The 15,967-nt window shown below is 70.7% G+C and carries 18 protein-coding genes; 6 read left to right on the top strand and 12 right to left on the bottom strand.

Going from position 1 to position 15,967, the window contains the following annotated elements; translation table 11 throughout:
* Nucleotides 1-76 precede the first annotated feature (76 nt).
* The 4 genes from AAFX79_08645 to AAFX79_08630 form a co-directional block, all read right to left on the bottom strand.
* A complete protein-coding gene (locus tag AAFX79_08645) occupies nucleotides 77-2,785 on the bottom strand; it encodes an AAA family ATPase (GenBank protein MEO1008621.1) in 2,709 nt (902 codons plus the stop codon).
* 118 nt (nucleotides 2,786-2,903) lie between these two features.
* On the bottom strand, nucleotides 2,904-3,365 hold the full coding sequence (locus AAFX79_08640; protein ID MEO1008620.1) for a hypothetical protein: 462 nt from the start codon (nucleotides 3,363-3,365) through the stop codon (nucleotides 2,904-2,906).
* A gap of 6 nt (nucleotides 3,366-3,371) precedes the next feature.
* A complete protein-coding gene (locus AAFX79_08635) occupies nucleotides 3,372-3,830 on the bottom strand; it encodes a hypothetical protein (protein ID MEO1008619.1) in 459 nt (152 codons plus the stop codon).
* A gap of 55 nt (nucleotides 3,831-3,885) precedes the next feature.
* On the bottom strand, nucleotides 3,886-4,095 hold the full coding sequence (locus tag AAFX79_08630; GenBank protein ID MEO1008618.1) for a hypothetical protein: 210 nt from the start codon (nucleotides 4,093-4,095) through the stop codon (nucleotides 3,886-3,888).
* A gap of 282 nt (nucleotides 4,096-4,377) precedes the next feature.
* Between AAFX79_08630 and AAFX79_08625 the strand changes: the two genes are divergently transcribed.
* Nucleotides 4,378-4,647, top strand: coding sequence for a hypothetical protein (locus AAFX79_08625; protein MEO1008617.1), 270 nt, complete (start codon nucleotides 4,378-4,380; stop codon nucleotides 4,645-4,647).
* Between the two features lie 46 nt (nucleotides 4,648-4,693).
* Here the strand turns inward: AAFX79_08625 and AAFX79_08620 are convergent, their stop codons facing one another.
* Nucleotides 4,694-5,746 carry a hypothetical protein gene (locus AAFX79_08620; protein ID MEO1008616.1) on the bottom strand — a complete coding sequence of 351 codons (1,053 nt, stop codon included), beginning with the start codon at nucleotides 5,744-5,746 and terminating at the stop codon, nucleotides 4,694-4,696.
* A 104-nt stretch (nucleotides 5,747-5,850) separates the two neighbouring features.
* Between AAFX79_08620 and AAFX79_08615 the strand changes: the two genes are divergently transcribed.
* Nucleotides 5,851-6,270: a hypothetical protein gene (locus AAFX79_08615; GenBank protein ID MEO1008615.1), complete on the top strand. Its 420-nt coding sequence runs from the start codon at nucleotides 5,851-5,853 to the stop codon at nucleotides 6,268-6,270.
* 326 nt (nucleotides 6,271-6,596) lie between these two features.
* Here AAFX79_08615 and AAFX79_08610 read toward each other — a convergent pair whose 3' ends face one another.
* The 3 genes from AAFX79_08610 to AAFX79_08600 form a co-directional block, all read right to left on the bottom strand.
* On the bottom strand, nucleotides 6,597-7,667 hold the full coding sequence (locus tag AAFX79_08610; GenBank protein ID MEO1008614.1) for a hypothetical protein: 1,071 nt from the start codon (nucleotides 7,665-7,667) through the stop codon (nucleotides 6,597-6,599).
* Nucleotides 7,668-7,744: 77 nt separating this feature from the next.
* A complete protein-coding gene (locus AAFX79_08605) occupies nucleotides 7,745-8,743 on the bottom strand; it encodes an NAD(P)-dependent oxidoreductase (GenBank protein MEO1008613.1) in 999 nt (332 codons plus the stop codon).
* Entirely contained in the window at nucleotides 8,718-9,110 is a 393-nt protein-coding gene (locus tag AAFX79_08600; protein ID MEO1008612.1) for an ATP-dependent Clp protease adaptor ClpS, read from the bottom strand. The genes AAFX79_08605 and AAFX79_08600 overlap by 26 nt, the downstream gene beginning before the upstream one ends.
* 158 nt (nucleotides 9,111-9,268) lie before the next feature.
* Here AAFX79_08600 and AAFX79_08595 point away from each other — a divergent pair, with 158 nt between their 5' ends.
* Nucleotides 9,269-9,631 (top strand): HU family DNA-binding protein, encoded by a 363-nt coding sequence (locus AAFX79_08595; protein ID MEO1008611.1) that lies wholly within the window; start codon nucleotides 9,269-9,271, stop codon nucleotides 9,629-9,631.
* Between the two features lie 85 nt (nucleotides 9,632-9,716).
* Here the strand turns inward: AAFX79_08595 and ispF are convergent, their stop codons facing one another.
* Nucleotides 9,717-10,265 carry a 2-C-methyl-D-erythritol 2,4-cyclodiphosphate synthase gene (gene ispF / locus AAFX79_08590; GenBank protein MEO1008610.1) on the bottom strand — a complete coding sequence of 183 codons (549 nt, stop codon included), beginning with the start codon at nucleotides 10,263-10,265 and terminating at the stop codon, nucleotides 9,717-9,719.
* A gap of 202 nt (nucleotides 10,266-10,467) precedes the next feature.
* On the opposite strand from ispF, the gene AAFX79_08585 reads away from it, so the two are divergent.
* Nucleotides 10,468-10,920: a hypothetical protein gene (locus AAFX79_08585; GenBank protein MEO1008609.1), complete on the top strand. Its 453-nt coding sequence runs from the start codon at nucleotides 10,468-10,470 to the stop codon at nucleotides 10,918-10,920.
* Nucleotides 10,921-10,923: 3 nt separating this feature from the next.
* Here AAFX79_08585 and thrS read toward each other — a convergent pair whose 3' ends face one another.
* On the bottom strand, nucleotides 10,924-13,020 hold the full coding sequence (thrS, locus tag AAFX79_08580; GenBank protein MEO1008608.1) for a threonine--tRNA ligase: 2,097 nt from the start codon (nucleotides 13,018-13,020) through the stop codon (nucleotides 10,924-10,926).
* 307 nt (nucleotides 13,021-13,327) lie between these two features.
* Here thrS and nrdR point away from each other — a divergent pair, with 307 nt between their 5' ends.
* Together nrdR and AAFX79_08570 are read left to right on the top strand one after the other, a co-directional pair.
* Nucleotides 13,328-13,843, top strand: coding sequence for a transcriptional regulator NrdR (gene nrdR, locus AAFX79_08575; protein ID MEO1008607.1), 516 nt, complete (start codon nucleotides 13,328-13,330; stop codon nucleotides 13,841-13,843).
* The gene (locus tag AAFX79_08570) at nucleotides 13,843-14,298 is read left to right on the top strand and encodes a hypothetical protein (GenBank protein MEO1008606.1); all 456 of its coding nucleotides are present in this window, start codon (nucleotides 13,843-13,845) and stop codon (nucleotides 14,296-14,298) included. Before nrdR ends, AAFX79_08570 begins: the two co-directional genes overlap by 1 nt.
* A gap of 27 nt (nucleotides 14,299-14,325) precedes the next feature.
* Here the strand turns inward: AAFX79_08570 and AAFX79_08565 are convergent, their stop codons facing one another.
* Both AAFX79_08565 and purE read right to left on the bottom strand, forming a co-directional pair.
* Nucleotides 14,326-15,438 (bottom strand): 5-(carboxyamino)imidazole ribonucleotide synthase, encoded by a 1,113-nt coding sequence (locus tag AAFX79_08565; GenBank protein ID MEO1008605.1) that lies wholly within the window; start codon nucleotides 15,436-15,438, stop codon nucleotides 14,326-14,328.
* A complete protein-coding gene (gene purE, locus AAFX79_08560) occupies nucleotides 15,435-15,965 on the bottom strand; it encodes a 5-(carboxyamino)imidazole ribonucleotide mutase (GenBank protein MEO1008604.1) in 531 nt (176 codons plus the stop codon). The genes AAFX79_08565 and purE overlap by 4 nt, the downstream gene beginning before the upstream one ends.
* Between the last annotated feature and the right edge of the window lie 2 nt (nucleotides 15,966-15,967).

Below are 15,967 nucleotides of genomic sequence, written 5' to 3'. Positions count from 1 at the left end.
CTGGTTGCTGTTGCCACATGGTGGCGTGCTTCGGAGATCCTACTGAGCTCCCACCGCTGCTGCGCATGGCAAGAAGCTATGTCGCGTGGGCCACCTGTCCCACGCGCTCAAACACGAACGTCGTCCCCTGCACGTCGACGTGGATCGCGTCGCCCGCGCCGAACTCGCCCGCCAGGATGCGGCTGGCCAATGGGTTCTCGATGCGTTGCTGGATGGTCCGCTTCAGCGGGCGGGCGCCGTAGGCGGGGTCCCAGCCCTCGGCGGCGAGCTGGGCGGCGGCGGCGGGCGTCAGCTCCAGGGTCATGCCGCGGTCGGCCAGCCGCCCGCGGAGCCGCTGGAGCTGGATCTCGGCGATCGCGCCGAGCTGGTCCTTCTTGAGCTGGTGGAAGACGGCGACCTCGTCGATGCGGTTGAGCAGCTCGGGGCGGAAGAACGGCCCGCGCATGTCGAGGTCGAAGCGGGCCTTCAGCTCGCCGCTCTCGCCGTCGGGCTTGAGGCCCTTGCCCGCGACGTCGACGCCCGGGCCGTGGCGGATCAGGTCGCGGACGGCGGCCTCGATCTCCCAGTCCTCGGCGCCGTCCTCGGTCATCTGCTGGATCTTCTGGCTGCCCAGGTTGCTCGTCATCACGACCAGCGTGTTGCGGAAGTCGACGGTGCGGCCCTGGCCGTCGGTCAGGCGGCCGTCGTCGAGCAGCTGCAGCAGCACGTTGAATACGTCGGGGTGGGCCTTCTCGACCTCGTCCATCAGGATGACGCAGTACGGCCGGCGGCGGACGGCCTCGGTGAGCGCGCCGCCCTCGTCGTAGCCCACGTAGCCGGGGGGCGCGCCGATCAGCCGGCTGACGGCGTGCTTCTCCATGTACTCGCTCATGTCCACGCGGACGAGCGCTTCTTCGGTGTCGAAGAGGAACCGGGCGAGCGCCTTGCACGTCTCGGTCTTGCCCACGCCCGTGGGGCCCAGGAACAGGAAGCTGCCGATGGGCCGATCGGGGTCGCCCAGGCCCGCGCGGCTGCGGCGGACGGCGTCGGCGACCAGCCGCAGCGCGTCGTCCTGGCCGATCACCCGCTCGCGGAGGTGCTCCTCCATCCGGGTCAGCTTGTCCCGCTCGCTCTCGACCAGGCGGGCGACGGGGATGCCCGTCCAGCGGCCGACGATCTCGGCGACCTGCTCGGCGTCGACTTCCTCCTTGACCAGCAGCTCGCCCTGCTTGGCCTTGGCGCGGAGGGCGGCATCGGCGCGCTCGAGTTCGGACTCCAGCTCGCGGATGTCGGCGTGCTGCAGCCGGGCGGCGGTCTCGAAGTCGCCGCGGCGCTGCGCCTGCTCCAGCTCGACCCGCTTGGCGTCGATCTGCTCCTTGATCGACTTCACCTGGTCGAGCTCGGCCTTCTCGGCCTCCCACTCGCTGGTGAGGTGGCGGTTCTTCTCCTGGAGCTCCGCCAGCTCCTGTTCGATGCGGCCGAGTTCCTTGTTGGAGGCGTCGGTCGACTCCTCGAGCTTGAGGGCCTCGCGTTCGATCTCCAGCTGCATGAGGCGGCGTCGCAGCTCGTCGAGCTCGAGCGGCATGCTGTCGTTCTCGATCCGCAGGCGGCTGGCGGCCTCGTCGATGAGGTCGATGGCCTTGTCGGGCAGGAAGCGATCGGCGATGTAGCGGTGGCCGAGCTGGGCCGCCGCGAGGATCGCGCCGTCCTGGATGCGGACGCCGTGGTGCGCCTCGTAGCGCTCCTTCAGGCCGCGGAGGATGGCGACGGTCTCCTCGACGCTGGGCTCGCCGACGTAGATGGGCTGGAAGCGGCGCTCGAAGGCGGGGTCCTTCTCGACGTGCTTGCGGTACTCGTCCAGGGTCGTCGCGCCGATGCACCGCAGCTCGCCGCGGGCGAGCGCGGGCTTGAGGAGGTTGCCGGCGCTCACGGCGCCCTCGGCGGCGCCGGCGCCGATGATGGTGTGCAGCTCGTCGATGAAGAGGATGACGGCGCCCTCGCTGGCGGTCACCTCGCGCAGCACGGCCTTGAGGCGCTCCTCGAATTCGCCGCGGTACTTGGCTCCGGCGAGCAGCTGGCCGACGTCGAGGGCCATGATCCTCTTGTCGCGCATGCCCTCGGGGCAATCGCCGTTGATGATCCGCAGCGCCAACCCCTCGGCGATGGCGGTCTTGCCCACGCCCGGCTCGCCGATGAGCACGGGGTTGTTCTTGGTCCGCCGGCTGAGCACCTGCATGGTGCGGCGGATCTCCTCGTCGCGGCCGATGACCGGATCGAGCTTGCCCTGCTGGGCCTTCTCGGTGAGGTCGATGGCGTACTTCTTGAGCGCCTCGTAGGTGGTCTCGGCGTTCTGGTCGGTGACGTTGGTCACGCCGCTGGCGGTGCGGATCTCGCCGATGGCCTCGGTGACGGCCTTCTCGGTGACGCCGAGCGTCGAGAGCACGTCCTTCGACTTGCCCTCCTGCGCGCAGGCCAGCAGCAGGTGCTCGCTGGCGATGTAGCTATCGCCCATGGCCTTGGCGGCGGCGTCGGCCTTCTGGAGCAGCGCCATGATCTCGCGGCCGCTCTGCCCCGCAGCCGACGAGGTCGACGGCAGGCTCTTGAGTTCGGCCTGGGCGACCTGGAGCACGCGGTCGGCCCGGACGCCGGCCCGGGCCAGCACGGAGGCGGCCGGGCCGTTCTGGTCCTCCAGCAGGGCGGCGAGCACGTGCAGGCCGCCGACCTCCGGATGGCCCGCGGCCATGGCGGCACCCTGGGCGGCGGCGAGGGTCTGCTGGGCGGTGGTGGTGAGCTTGTCGGGAGTCATTGCGGGAAGGGAAGGCAAGCCGCGCGCCGAACGAGAAAGCCGCCCTGGCGGGGCCTGGGAGGGCCTTGCGAGGAGCGAGTCCGCCAGATGGGCGGGGGGTGCTGCCGGAGTGGCAGGGCTAGCCCAGCCACGCCGCGAGGAGGTAGAAAAGCAGCAGCGAGAGCGCAAGGCCGAGCCAGGCCCACGCGAGCAGGCCGGCACGTCGACCGGCAGTCCAGAGCCGTGCGCGGTGCCATCGCCGGCACCACACGAGCACGAGCATGCCGAAGACCAGCGCGAATCCACCGAGCATTGCGGCGGCCAGCCCGGGTTCACCGAACCCCTCGACGAGCAGGAAGAAGACCACGATCGTCCCGACGAGCCCATAGAAGCCCAAGCCCATGGCGAGGGGCAGCAGCACGCCGATGAAGAAGCCCAGCCTCGGCCGTGCGCTCGACAGCCGCAGCTCCAGTTCGTCGCCGCACTCGGGGCAGGTGGACCCGCGGAGGTCCCGCAGGTTGTAGCGGCAGGTCGGGCACGGCAGGTCGCGGTCGCGCAGGTAGGTGCGCAGCAACTCGCCCGGTCCGTCGTCGTCGGTCATGCCGCCTCAGTTTACGATCGAGAGGAACACCAGCGGCGGTGCGATCGACCACGCCCAGATCATCGCCAGCAGCCCCCAGCGGCGGACGAGCGGCGCCCGCCTCAGGCCGTGCCAGCGGCGGGCCCATACGCGGGCGACGGGCAGCAACGCCACGAGCCCGAGCACCAGCGGCACCACCTCGGCGGGGCCCAGCCCCGGCCCGCCGCGGAAGGCCGCCAGGAAGCCCAGGTACAGCAGCAGGATGCCGCAGAAGCCGGCGCTCATGAGGATGGGCGCGAGGCCGGCCACGAGCAGGGCCGTCCGCGGCGTGGTGGCGCCCAGGCGGAGCACGAGGCCCTCGCCGCACTCGGGGCACGTGGGCGTGGCGAGATCGCGGAGGTTGTAGCCGCAGGTCGGGCACGGCACGTCCCGCGCGCGGACGTAGCCCACGAGCAGCTCGTCGGGCACGGGGGGCGCAGCATCCATGCCCCCATCTTGGGAGGGCGTGGGCCGGCGTGTCGGGTGTGGAGGCCGGTGGCCCCTAGGCCAGGACGTCGAGCGTCTGGCCGCTCTCGGTCGGGCCGGGCGTGGCCGTCACGGCGCCGCGGCTTGCGTCGGCGACCCGGGCGGCGTCCTCGAGCAGGTTGTTGATGGCCTGTCCCTGCTCGCGGGTGGCGTCGAGTTGCTTGCTCGCCACCGCGATGCCGATCGAGCTGGACGTATCCACGCTGCCGAGTCCTGGGGTCGTCATGGTTGGAACATCGGCCGATGCCGCGGAGCGATTGACCTCCGCGGCGTCGCGGATCACCCCCGCGGCCGCCGATGTACCAGACAGCGTCCTATCGGCCCGGACGATCTCTGGTTATGGGCGGGGATTGCGCACCGGGCCGGCTGGCAACCGATGCGGCCCGGTCCGCGAACCGATGCCCACCGGAGGGGCGGCCCTAGGGCTTGACCGGGCGTCGCCGCCTCCGTACAACAGCAGCCCGGCGTTGCGTGCGTCGGCAGGGCCCGCCAGCCAGAGGAAGTCGCGATGCACCGCAGCCGTACCGCCCGCCGTCTCGTCGTCCCGGTCGCCCTGCTGGCCTCCACGGCCGCCGTCCTGACTGGGTGCACCAAGGCGAACACGTATCGCAGCAACCTGACGCCCGAGCTGGCAACGCTCTACCAGCGGCCCACGGACGTCCGCAACCAGTCGGCCCTCGCCAACAACGAGAACTGGCGGATGCTGGCCCAGGACTTCAACCGATTCTTCTACCTCGATCGGCCCAGCCGCCTGACCCGCGAGCCCATCCCGCGGTAGGCCGCGTCGTTCCCACGATGATATTGATAACCAGCGTTTCCCAGAGCTACGGCCGTACGCGGTCGTTGCCCGTGATGCTGTAGAACTCCTCGCCCCACAGCCGCTGCGCGACGCTCTCGAGCGGCGTTCGGAGCAGCACCGAGCCGTCGGCCATCGCCAGGTGGGTGCGGCCGCCGGCGTGTTGCCGTCCCATGGCGTTGAGGTCGGTGCTGCCGGTGCCGGTGAGCACGCCGCGGAACGAGCCCCCGTCTCCGAAGATCTCGTCCGTCCGCGGATAGACGAAGCGCGCACCCGAGCCCGCCACCGGCTCGCGTTCGGGCGAGCGGCCGGCGGTCATCCCCTGGAACGGCTCGATGGGGCGGTGGCTCTTGATGGTTAGGCCGCGCGACAGCGTGAACCAGCCGTCGTCGGCCGTCGCCAGCCACTCGGTGAGCAATGCGGTGCGGGCGGGGTCGCGGACGACCTCGGTCGGCACGCGCGTGGTGAAGGCGTTCGATCCCCCGCCGCGCCGGGGTAGCGCCACTTGCTCGAAGTGCCGCTCGGTGCCCGACGGCGCGAGCCTGGGTTGCGGCATGATCGCGCCGTTGGCCGTGAACGCCAGCCGGCGGGCCTGGCGGTCCGTCGGCCCGCCGCCCGGCATGGTCCGCCCCAGCTCGTCGACCTGGCCCGGCTCCCAGTCTGCGGGGTCGCCGCCCGGGTTGGCGCGGGGTGCGCCGCCCCGAAGAGCACCGGGCGACGCGAAGAGCGACTCGTCGGCCGCGTAGCCCCGATCGAGCAGCATGCCCGAGAAGTGCACGTAGCCATACGCCGGGGTTGGGTGCCCGCCCCGCTGCTCGCCCGGATCCCACGCGGCCGAGGATGCATCGCCGCCGTAGGCGTAGGCGAGCGGATAGAGCCCCTCGTCGGTGGCCATCTGCGTGATCGCGCGGGCCACGCCGGCGATGTTGCCCGCCGTCGCGGTGCGGGCGGCGTGATCCCGCGCACCCGCGCCGGCGGGCAGCAACAGCGCCCCCGCGAGAAGGACGAGCGCGAGCGCGGCGACGGCGTCGGTGCGGGCCAGGGCCCTTCTCTGGAGTTGTGCGGTTCTCGCCGGCGGCATCACTGAGTCTCCTTCTTTCTGCGTCGGTCGCTAGGCCTGGCGCGTGCGGCCGAGTGTCCTCTATGGTTGAGCGTAGAGCCACGAACGCACCGGAGGGCAGGGCCATGACCGCATCGCAGGATCGCAGCGCCGCGGAACGCATCGAGCGGCTGGAGAGCGAGATCGAGGACCTCAAGGCCGCCATGGCCGAGGGCGTGTCGACCCGCCGCGTGCGGCTCGTCGATGCCGACGGCGAGGCCCGCGCGGTGCTCGAGGCCGACAAGGACGGGCCGACCATCGTGCTGCACGACACCGTCGGCACGGTCCGGATGCGTCTGGCCCTCGGGTCGGCGGGGCCGGGCCTGACCCTGTCGGACGAGGACGGCCACACCCGAGCCTGGCTGGGCTTTAGCAATGAGGCGCTGCGGATCGGGTTCGCCGACGACAAGGGCAACAGCCGCGCCTTCTTTGGCGTGATGCGCTCGGGCAACCCCGTGGCGCGGTTCTACGACGCGGAGGGCAAGGTGGTGTGGAGCGCGGAGTAGCTGGCTCCGACTACCCGGCCGAGCGTGTCACTGAAGCCGCGGGGTTCAGCACACCAAAGGCTGTCGCGCGGTGGTGGCGGGTCGCCACCGGCAGAGCGCTCGAGTTCTCGCTCCAACGGCGTGGAGCGAGAGTGGAGTCACAATGGGATCGGCGTCGTGCGGCCGACCGGTAGCGTTAGCCTGGATCAATGAGCCAGTGCCGATGTCGACGCTTCTGGAGGCGGGCTATTGCGTCCTGTGCGGTCTTCCAATCGGCGTCCATAGTGCTCTTGCGGACGAGGTCTTCGGCAGTGAGCATCCGAGGCGATGCGGTCCAGAGTAGTGATTCATAAAGACCCTCGATGCGCCCGTTGTACGAAGCGACTGCGAGGAGATACCGCTGCTCTGCCTTGTCGACTTCCTTGGGGAGCGACAGATATGCACGCCAGTGGCGGATGGCCTCGTCGGTGCGCTCTCGCCAGGCACGCTGGCTCTCGGACGTCAAGCGCATCGACCCCTGGACATGCACCAGATTGAGCCCCCTCGGGTCGGACTGCTCGGCCGCCTCTCGCGTCTGGCGAGCCTTGGACGCGTGCCTGCGGACGCGCGTCGTCCATGCGACGGTTTGCTCCTCGGCCGCTTCCGGCGCGCAACGAGCCCGTCGAGCGGAATGCCTCGGACCGAAGGAGGCCGGAGATCTCGTTCTTGGTGGTCTCGCCAGCGAGGCCGAGATTGACCAGCACGTCACCCGAGAACGAGACGATTGTCTCCTTCGTATCGATCTGCCGTGTGTTCTTTGCTGGTTCGTCCGGCGTCGGCCGCCGGCCGGAGAACGCACGGATCCCATCGGGCCGCGTCCAGGTCCAGAGTTCGGCTTCCAATTGCATCATGGCGCGAAAGACCGGGCCAGGGTGTCCCTTCCGATCGGCCGCCGTGGCGAGTTGTGCCGCGGTGACTGCGTTCAGCTTGGCATCCTCGGCCGCATCACCGCTTAGCGCATCCCGCCTGTATGGGAGGGCGGCGCCGATGCGGCCATCTCGCGGCGTCCAGATGTGATCACATTCGGCGACGATCCATGTGCAGTCGCCGAGCGTTTCCTCGACGACGGCGTGGTACGTGAAGCTGGATTCGAACTCACGGAGTTGCTCGCCAATCGCCTTGCCGGATGCCAGCAGCCCGCCGGGTGAGTCCATCACGAGGATGACGTGCTCGACATCTGATCCGCGTGCGTGCGTCAGGACTGCTCGCACGCCGAGCGCCGTTACATCGTCGTCGACGGCGCCGCGGAGTTGCAGCACGACGTGCGGCATCCCGTCGAGGTGTTCGGTGAGCCCCGCGCCGGTCGGACGCACGGCGGAGGGGCTGCCAGCAAGCCCTGCGGTGGCGACGAGTGCGATCAACCAAAAGGGTGCCGTCACCGCCGGCCTCCTCTGAAACGTGGATATAAGCTCGTCGAATCACTGCCGCAATGCACGCACGACGAGCCTGATCTGTGCTAGTACTCCGGCGCCCGGTGCGCCGGCTCGCGTCCCTCCAGCACCGCCACCACGTCGCGGACCACCCAGCTCATGTTGAGCCGCGCGGGCTTGGTGGCCGCGGCGATATGCGGGGCGAGGTGGGCGTTGGGCACGCCCAGCAGCGGGTAGTCGGGCCCGATGGGCTCGTGGGGGTCGTGCACGTCGAGCAGGGCCTGGGCCCCGGGGTGGGCGCGGAGCCAGGCGGCGAGCGCGAAGGGCTCGACGACGAGCCCCCGCGCGGTGTTGATCAGGATCGCGTCTTCGCGGAGCCGCGCGAGGAAGCCGGCGTCGATCATGTGCCGGTTGCTCTCGCGGAAGTCCACGTGGATGCTCAGCACGCGGGCGTGGTCGACGAGGTCGTCGAGCGTGGCGGGCGCGCAGCCGTAGCGGTCGGACTCGGGGACGTCGGCGAGGTCGTGGTACAGCACGCTGCAGCCGAGCGCGGCCAGTGCTCGGCCGACGCGGCGGCCGATGCGGCCGAAGCCCAGGATGCCCACGGGCAGGTCGGCGACGTGGTCGTCGGCCTGCAGGTCGCGGCGGGCCCTGTGCCAGGCGTCGCCGACCAGCGGCTCGTCGAGGAAGACGCGTGGGCGTCGGGCGTCGAGGAGCATCGCGAGCGTGAACTCGACGACGGCCTGCGTGTTGGCCTCGGGCGTGTGCACGACCTCGACGCCCCGCGCGCGGCAGGCGGGGACGTCGATGTTCTCGAGCGCGACCCCCGCGCGGCCCACGACTCGCAAGGCGGGTGCCGAGTCGAGCAAGCGGGGGCCGACCTGGGTGTAGGTCCGCACGACGAGGCCCTGCGCGTCGGCCAGCAGGGTGGGCAGGCGGGGGTCGTCGTGCGGGCAGATCTCAAGGGTGGCGTGGCGGCGGAGCCAGGCCTGGGCCTCGGGCTCGAGTTCCTCGGTCTGGATGACCAGCGGGCCGGGCATGGTGCGGGCCTCGGATCGGCTAGTAATCGTGGTCGTCGGGCCCATCGTCGGCCGAGCCGCCCTCGCCGGGCTCGATCACCGCGTACATCGGGCCGTTGCTCCGCGCGAGGTGCGGGTCGGCGCCGAAGCCGCGGATCTGCTGCACGCGGAGCTCGGCCAGCTCGCGGTGGAGCGTGGCGACGACGGCGCGGCCGCGGGTATCGACCTGCGTCGCGAGGCGAAAGCCGGTGGGTATGTCGTATCCGAAGATACGCCCGAGCATGTCGATGACGTAGTCGTAGGTGTGGTCCTGGTCGTCGAGCAGGACCACGTTCCAGGGCGTCAGCGGCTGGCGGTCGGTCTCGCTGTTGCGGGTGCCGGGCCGGGCCGGGTTGCGGACTGGTTCGCGGGTGATCGTGGGGGTCTCGGTCATCCATAGATGGTACGCGCGGGGCGGCGATCGCCGTTCTCGCGCGTCGCTGGGCGCGTCTTCTATAGCGAGGGCGGGCGGTCGCGCCGATAGACGACGAACGAGTACCTACTAGCAATGCCGTGTGTGTTGTCCGGGGCAGAGCAAGGTCGGAGCCTGCCATGAACAAGAGCATCCTGGTGGACCGGGTGGCTTCCAAGCTCGGCGTCAGCAAGATCGAATCCGCGCGCATGATTGATGCGGTGCTCGCCTCGCTGGTCGAGGGCGTCCGCAGCGAGGGCCGCGTCACCCTCTCGGGGTTCGGCACCTTCCTGCGGCGCGAGCGGCAGGCCCGCCACGGCATTAACCCCTCGACCCGCGAGCCGATGGTCATCCCGCCGTCGGCCACCTGCGTGTTCCGTCCCGCTCCTGCGCTGCGGGACCACCTGCTCGAGGCGATGAAGGAGAGCGGCCGGCTGGAGGGCATCGTCGAGCCCAAGTCGGCCGCCGCCCCCGAGCACGCCGAGAATTCGGCGGCGGGCTGATCGAGCCGCGGATCCTGGCTGTCGCAACGCCGCTGATTGTTCGGTATCGCGGACGAATTGGCGTATTCGTTCCGCGCGTTGATTCCTAGGTCTCGCGGTAGAGCAGCACGACGCAGTGCACCTCGATGGCGCGGCCCTCGCCCACCGGCCCGATGTGCTCGCCGCTCTTGCCCTTGATGTTGACGCGGGCGTGCGGCAGGCCCAGCCGATCGGCAAGGGCGGCCCGCAGCGCCGGCTTGTGCACACCCAATTTGGGGGATTGGAGCAGCACCGTCGCGTCTAGGTTGGCGATCCGCCAGCCCGCCGACCCGACGAGCCGGACCGCCTCGTCGAGGAAGTCGGCCGACGCGCGGTCCCGATTGGCCGGGTCGTCGTTGGGGAAGAGCTGGCCGATGTCGGGCAGGCCGGCGGCGGACAGCAGGGCGTCGGTGGCGGCGTGGAGCAGGGCGTCGCCGTCGGAGTGGGCGACTGGGCCGATCTCCCGGCCGGCATCCAGGGGGATGGGCACGCCCGCGACGACGAGCGGCTTGCCCCGGCCCTCGGGCGGTCGCGGCTCCAGGCGGTGCAGGTCGTAGCCGTGGCCCACGCGGAAGGGCGGGTCGTCGGCCATAAATCCGGGTGTTGTTTGGGTCATGCGTGCTCGCCGGAAGTGTCGCGGGCGGTCTGGGGTCAGCCGCGTGGGCGCAGCGGACGATAAGGGGGCTGGGCGCGGGTTTGGGCGATGGGCGAATGCGTTCGCCTGCCAGAACCCCGCGGCCGCCCGGGCGTAGGTCGGAAGCGACGCCGGGGAGCCGCGACGCCCCCACGCCGAGAGATGCCCCTGGGAGGCCACGACGATGACGATCCGCACGAACACGATCCTGCTCGGCCTGTGCGCCGCGTTGATGCTCGGCGTTGCCGGCTGCGCCTCGTACAACCGCGAGACCTACGAGAGCACGACGTGGAGCCCCAAGTCCTTCTCGCTAGTCGATACGCGGGACGGCTCGGAGCTGTGGGCCTTCGACCTGCCGGTGGGCAGCACCATCACCATCGACTTCAACAGCGGCGACAGCGACAACCTGACCTACCCCATGGAGATGGAGTGGAAGGTCCGCTACCCCGGCGGCGACACCGAGCGCGGCTCGATGGCCACGCCGCCCAACGGCACCGCCCGGCTCGACATGACCCTCCGCGAGGCCCCCGAGTACCCACGCGAGCGGGCGCCGCGGGGCGACCTGCAGCCGCTGCCCGAGCCGGAGGCTCAGGACGAGCCGGCGGTCGATGAGGGTGGTTCGAGCGACGGTGGCTGAGGCCTAGACACCCGCTGGCTCCGCGACCTCGAAGCGATCCCTCACCGAGCTCTCGCCCTTGCTCTCGCGCTCGGCGACGAGCGCCTCGACGAACTCCGCCAGCGGCAGCGCGCCCAGGTCCTTCTGCACGCCGCGGGCCCGGATGGACACGACGCCGTTCTCCGCATCCCGCGGTCCGACGACGGCCATGTAGGGGATGCGCTCGTCGGCGGCGTGCTTGATCTTGGCCTGCACGCGGTCGCCCGAGTCGTCCATGGTGGCGCGGATCTTGGCTGCGCGCAGCGCATCGAGCATCCGGGTCGCGTAGTCGTTGCTCTTCTCGCTGATGGGCAGCACGCGGACCTGCTCGGGGCTGAGCCAGAGCGGGAAGGCGCCGCCGAAGTGCTCGATGAGCACGCCGACGAATCGCTCGAGGCTGCCAAAGGGCGCTCGGTGGATCATGATGGGCCGATGGGGCTGGTTGTCCGCCCCGATATAGGTCAGGTCGAATCGCTCGGGCAGGCTGTAGTCGACCTGCACGGTGCCCAGCTGCCACTCGCGGCCGATGACGTCGCGCACGACGAAGTCGATCTTGGGCCCGTAGAACGCGGCCTCGCCCGGCTCCTCGGTGAAGGGCACGCCGAGTGATTGCGCGGCCTGGCGGCAGGCCTCCTCGGCCTTGTCCCAGTTTTCGGGGTCGCCGGTGTACTTGCCGCTGTCGGGATCTCGAAGGCCGACGCGCACGCGGTAGTCGTGCATGTCGAGCGCCCCGAAGATGATCTTGACCAACTCGAGGCAGCCTCTGACCTCCTCGTCGACCTGCTCGGGGGTGCAGAACAGGTGCGCGTCGTCCTGGGTGAAGCCGCGCACGCGGGTCATGCCATTGAGTTCGCCCGACTGTTCCCAGCGGTAGACCGTGCCAAACTCGGCGATGCGGTACGGCAGTTCCCGATAGCTCCGAGGCTTGGCTGCGTAGATCTTGACGTGATGCGGGCAGTTCATGGGGCTAAGCATGAATCCGTCGACGTTGCCAACCTTCAACAGGCTCGACAGGTCCTCACACGACTTGTTGTCGCCGACCAGCGAGGCCATGTGATCACGGCTGATGATGGGAGGGAACTGGCTGTCCTGGTAGTACGGGAAGTGGCCGCTGGTCTTGTACAGGTCCAGCTTACCGATGTGCGGCGTGAAGACCTCGGCGTAACCCTGCTTGGTGAGTTCGCCCGAGATGAAGTCCTGGAGCTCCTTCCGCAAGATCGAACCCCGTGGGGTCCAGAGCACGAGGCCCTGGCCGACCGCGTCGTCGATGTGGAACAGATCGAGCTGCTTGCCCAGCACGCGGTGGTCGCGCTTCTTGGCTTCCTCGAGGCGGTTGAGGTAGTCGGCGAGGTCCTTCTTGCTGAAGAAGCTGGTGCCGTAGACGCGGGTCAGGCGGTCGCTGTTCTCGTCGCCGTGCCAGTAGCTGCTGGCGAGAGACATGACCTTGAACGCGCCGATGCGCCCGGTGCTGGGCACGTGCGGGCCGCGGCAGAGGTCTTCCCAGTTCTTCCCCGGCTCGCCGGTGGCGTAGAACGAGAGCTGCAGCGACCCGGCTTCGTGTGCGCGGTGGGCGTTGTCGATCTTGTACTTGCTGCCCTCGCTTTGGAGCTTTGTGAGCCCCTCGCTGTACTCCAGCTCGTAGCGGGTGAACGGCCGGTCCTCCTTGACGATCTTGGCCATCTCCGCCTCGATGGCCTCGAAGTCGCCCTCGCGGAGCGGGCGGTCCTCGGGGAAGGCGATGTCGTAGTAGAAGCCGTTGTCGAGCGGTGGGCCGTAGACGAGCTGGGCCTCGGGCACGATGCGCTGGATCGCCTCGGCCATCACGTGCGCGGTGCTGTGCCGCAGCAGGTAGAGCGCGTCGGCGTCGGGCTCGCCCTCGCGGGTCTTCTCGGTGAGGATGGCCAGCTCGCAGTCGGAGTTGATGGTCGCGGTCACGTCCGCGAGTTCGCCGTCGATCCGGGCGCCCACGGCGGCCTTGGCGAGGCGCGAGCCGATGGACTCGGCCACCGCGAGCGGGGTGGTGGGGGCCTCGAACTCGCGCACGGAGCCGTCGGGCAGGGTGATCTTGATGGGGTCGGCCATGGCGTGGGGTCCGTGTGGGGCGTGGGCTCGGCGGGCGAGTCCGGGTTTCTCTGGCAGACAAATCGGGGCAAACAAAAGCCCGGCCTGAGCGGCCGGGCACGGTAAGCACATCCTCGCGATGCACGCCGACCTAGCCGCTCGGGCGGTTCTCCGTCGTAGTCGTCGCGATGGTCGTCGTCGTGGTTCGGGCGGGCATCGGTGCAGTATATCGGCCGGCGGCGCCGCGATCCTCGATCGCGATCCACACGGGCGATCGGGACCGGTGCTAGCATCCCCAAGATCTAGTGGCCCATGGAGCCCCAGCCCCGTGATCTGCCCCTACTGCGGCGGCAACGACGACCGAGTCATCGATTCGAGGCCCGCCGAGGGCGGCCGGGTGATCCGTCGCCGCCGGGTGTGCGATCGCTGCGACAAGCGGTTCACGACCTACGAGCGGGTCGAGCAGCAGCGGCTGGTGGTCGTCAAGCGGGACGGCACGCGGGCGCCGTTCGACCCCGAGAACGTGCTGCGGGGCATCCAGGCGGCCTGCGGCAAGCGGCCCGTACCCGAGCAGGTCAAGCTGCGGATCGCCGGCGAGGTCGAGGAAGAGCTGCAGACCGAGTTCGAGCGGGAGGTCGAATCCGAGGCGATCGGCCAGCGGGTGATGGCCAAGCTCCGCGAGGTCGACGAGGTGGCGTACATACGCTTCGCGAGCGAGTATCACCGATTCGCCAACGTCGACGAGCTGCAGCGCGAGCTGGATCAGCTCCGAACGCGGCCGCGAGCGGTGAAGGACCAGCAGCCGCTCTTCGACGGAGCGGCGGAGCAACGGAGCGGATCCTGATGCGCACGCGCATCACCACGATCGGGATTGCCGCGGCCGCCATGGCGTGCACGGGGCCGGCGTGGCTCGCGGGCTGCGGCGGAACTGGCGGCGCAGGGGGGACCGCGCTCGCGCCCGGCGGGCCGGCTCCGGATCCCGTGGCGGAGCTCGCGCCGCCGACGCAGCCCGCGTCCCGGGGTGCGGCCGCACCCGACTCGGTGCCGCAGGACGGCCCGCGGGCTGCGGCGGGCGACGAGGAGGCGGCTCCGAGCTGGTGGACGAGCGGTCCGTTCACGCGCGACGGCGTGGATTTCCGGGCGTTTCGGGGCCGTGCGGGTGACGTCCGCGCCGCCCGGGCGGCGGCGATGCGCGAGGCCGCGGCGGCGATGCCCGGCGGCACCGTGCGGGCGCACCGCGCCGTCGCCGATGGCGAGGGCGGCTGGACCTTCTACGTGCTGCTCGGCCGCGACGGCTGACTCGCCCCGGCAAGCCGATCGGGCTTGCTACCCGCCAACGCGCTCGTCATTGCCGGTGAGATCGATGCCGAATGCTCGCACGAGTTCGGCTGGGTCGTGCTCGCCCCGCACCGTGACGTGCCCGACCTTGCGGCCGGGCCGGGGCCGCTTGCGGTAGTCGTGCAGCGCCGCATCCGGATGGGTGAGCACGGCGGCGGCGTCGGGCATGCGGCCGATACAATTGAGCATGACGGCGGGCCCGAGCGGCGTGGTCGGCCCGAGCGGGAGGCCCGCGACGGCGCGCACGTGGTTCTCGAACTGGCTGGTGGCGGCGGCGTCGATGGTCCAGTGGCCGCTGTTGTGCACGCGGGGCGCAAACTCGTTGGCAACCAACCGGCCGCCGACCTCGAAGAACTCGATCGCCAGCACGCCGACGTGGCCCAGCGCATCCATGAGCGCGCGGGCCTGGGCCTTGGCGCCGCGCTGCAGATGGTCGGCGTCGCACGCGGGTGCGCGGGTGACGCGGAGGATGCCGCCGCGGTGTGCGTTCTCCACGAGCGGGTAGGCTGCGAACTGGGATTCGCTGCGGACGGCCACGAGCGATAGCTCGCGCTCGAAGTTGATGCGGGCCTCGGCGATCGCCGGGCGGCGGCCGATGGACGCCCAGGCGTCGGAAGCGTCACCAGCGTGGGCGATGCGGGCCTGGCCCTTGCCGTCGTAGCCGCCGGTGCGGGTCTTGAGGATGGCCGGCGCGCCGATGTCCCGCACGGCGTCGTGCAGCGAGGCCTGGTCGTCGACGCAGGCCCACGGCGCGACGTCGAACCCGGCGTCGGCGAGCACCGCCTTCTCGCGGGCGCGATCCTGCGAGGCGTGGAGGCTGGCGGCGCCGGGGCGGATTGACAGGCGATCGGCGAGGAACTCGACGGCGCTGGCGGGCACGTTCTCGAATTCGTAGGTCGCGGCATCCAGGCCGCTCGCGAAGCGGAGGAGGGCATCCTCGTCGTCGAAGCCGCCGCATGCCAGCTCGCAGGCGTCGCCCGCGCAGGCGTCGGGGTCGGGGTCCAGGGCGCGGACGCGGATGCCCAGCGGAGCGGCGGCGAGGGCGAGCATGCGGGCCAGCTGGCCGCCGCCCAGCACGCCCAGGCGATGCACTCGGGTCATGCGCCGGCGTCCGGCTCGGGCAGCTCGGCGTCGAGGACGGCCTCGGCCTGCGCGGCACGATGGTCGTTGATGGCGCGGGCGATTGCCTCGTCGCCGATCGCCAGGATCTGGGCGGCGAGCAGGCCGGCGTTCTTGGCGCCCGCGACGCCGATCGCCAGCGTGCCCACGGGCACGCCCGCGGGCATCTGGGCGATGGACAGCAGCGAATCGATGCCGTTGAGTGCGCGGCTCTGCACGGGCACGCCGAGCACGGGCAGCGCCGTCTTGCTGGCGCACATGCCCGGCAGGTGGGCCGCCCCGCCCGCGCCGGCGACGATGACGCGGATGCCGCGCTCGCGGGCGGTGCTCGCGTACTCGAAGAGCAGGTCGGGCGTGCGGTGGGCCGACACGACGCGGGCCTCGTGGGGCACGCCGAGGGACCGCAGCACGTCGACGGCGTGCCGCATGGTCTCCCAGTCGCTGGTGGAGCCCATGATGACGCCGACGAGCGGCGTGCGTGCATCGGGCTGGCGCGCGGGGCGGGCCATGC

The organism is Planctomycetota bacterium (assembly GCA_039819165.1).
In the GTDB taxonomy this organism is placed as follows: Bacteria; Planctomycetota; Phycisphaerae; order Phycisphaerales; family UBA1924; genus JAHCJI01.
Note: the sequence above shows the minus strand (reverse complement) of the source record. Positions and strands in the feature narration are given on the sequence as shown.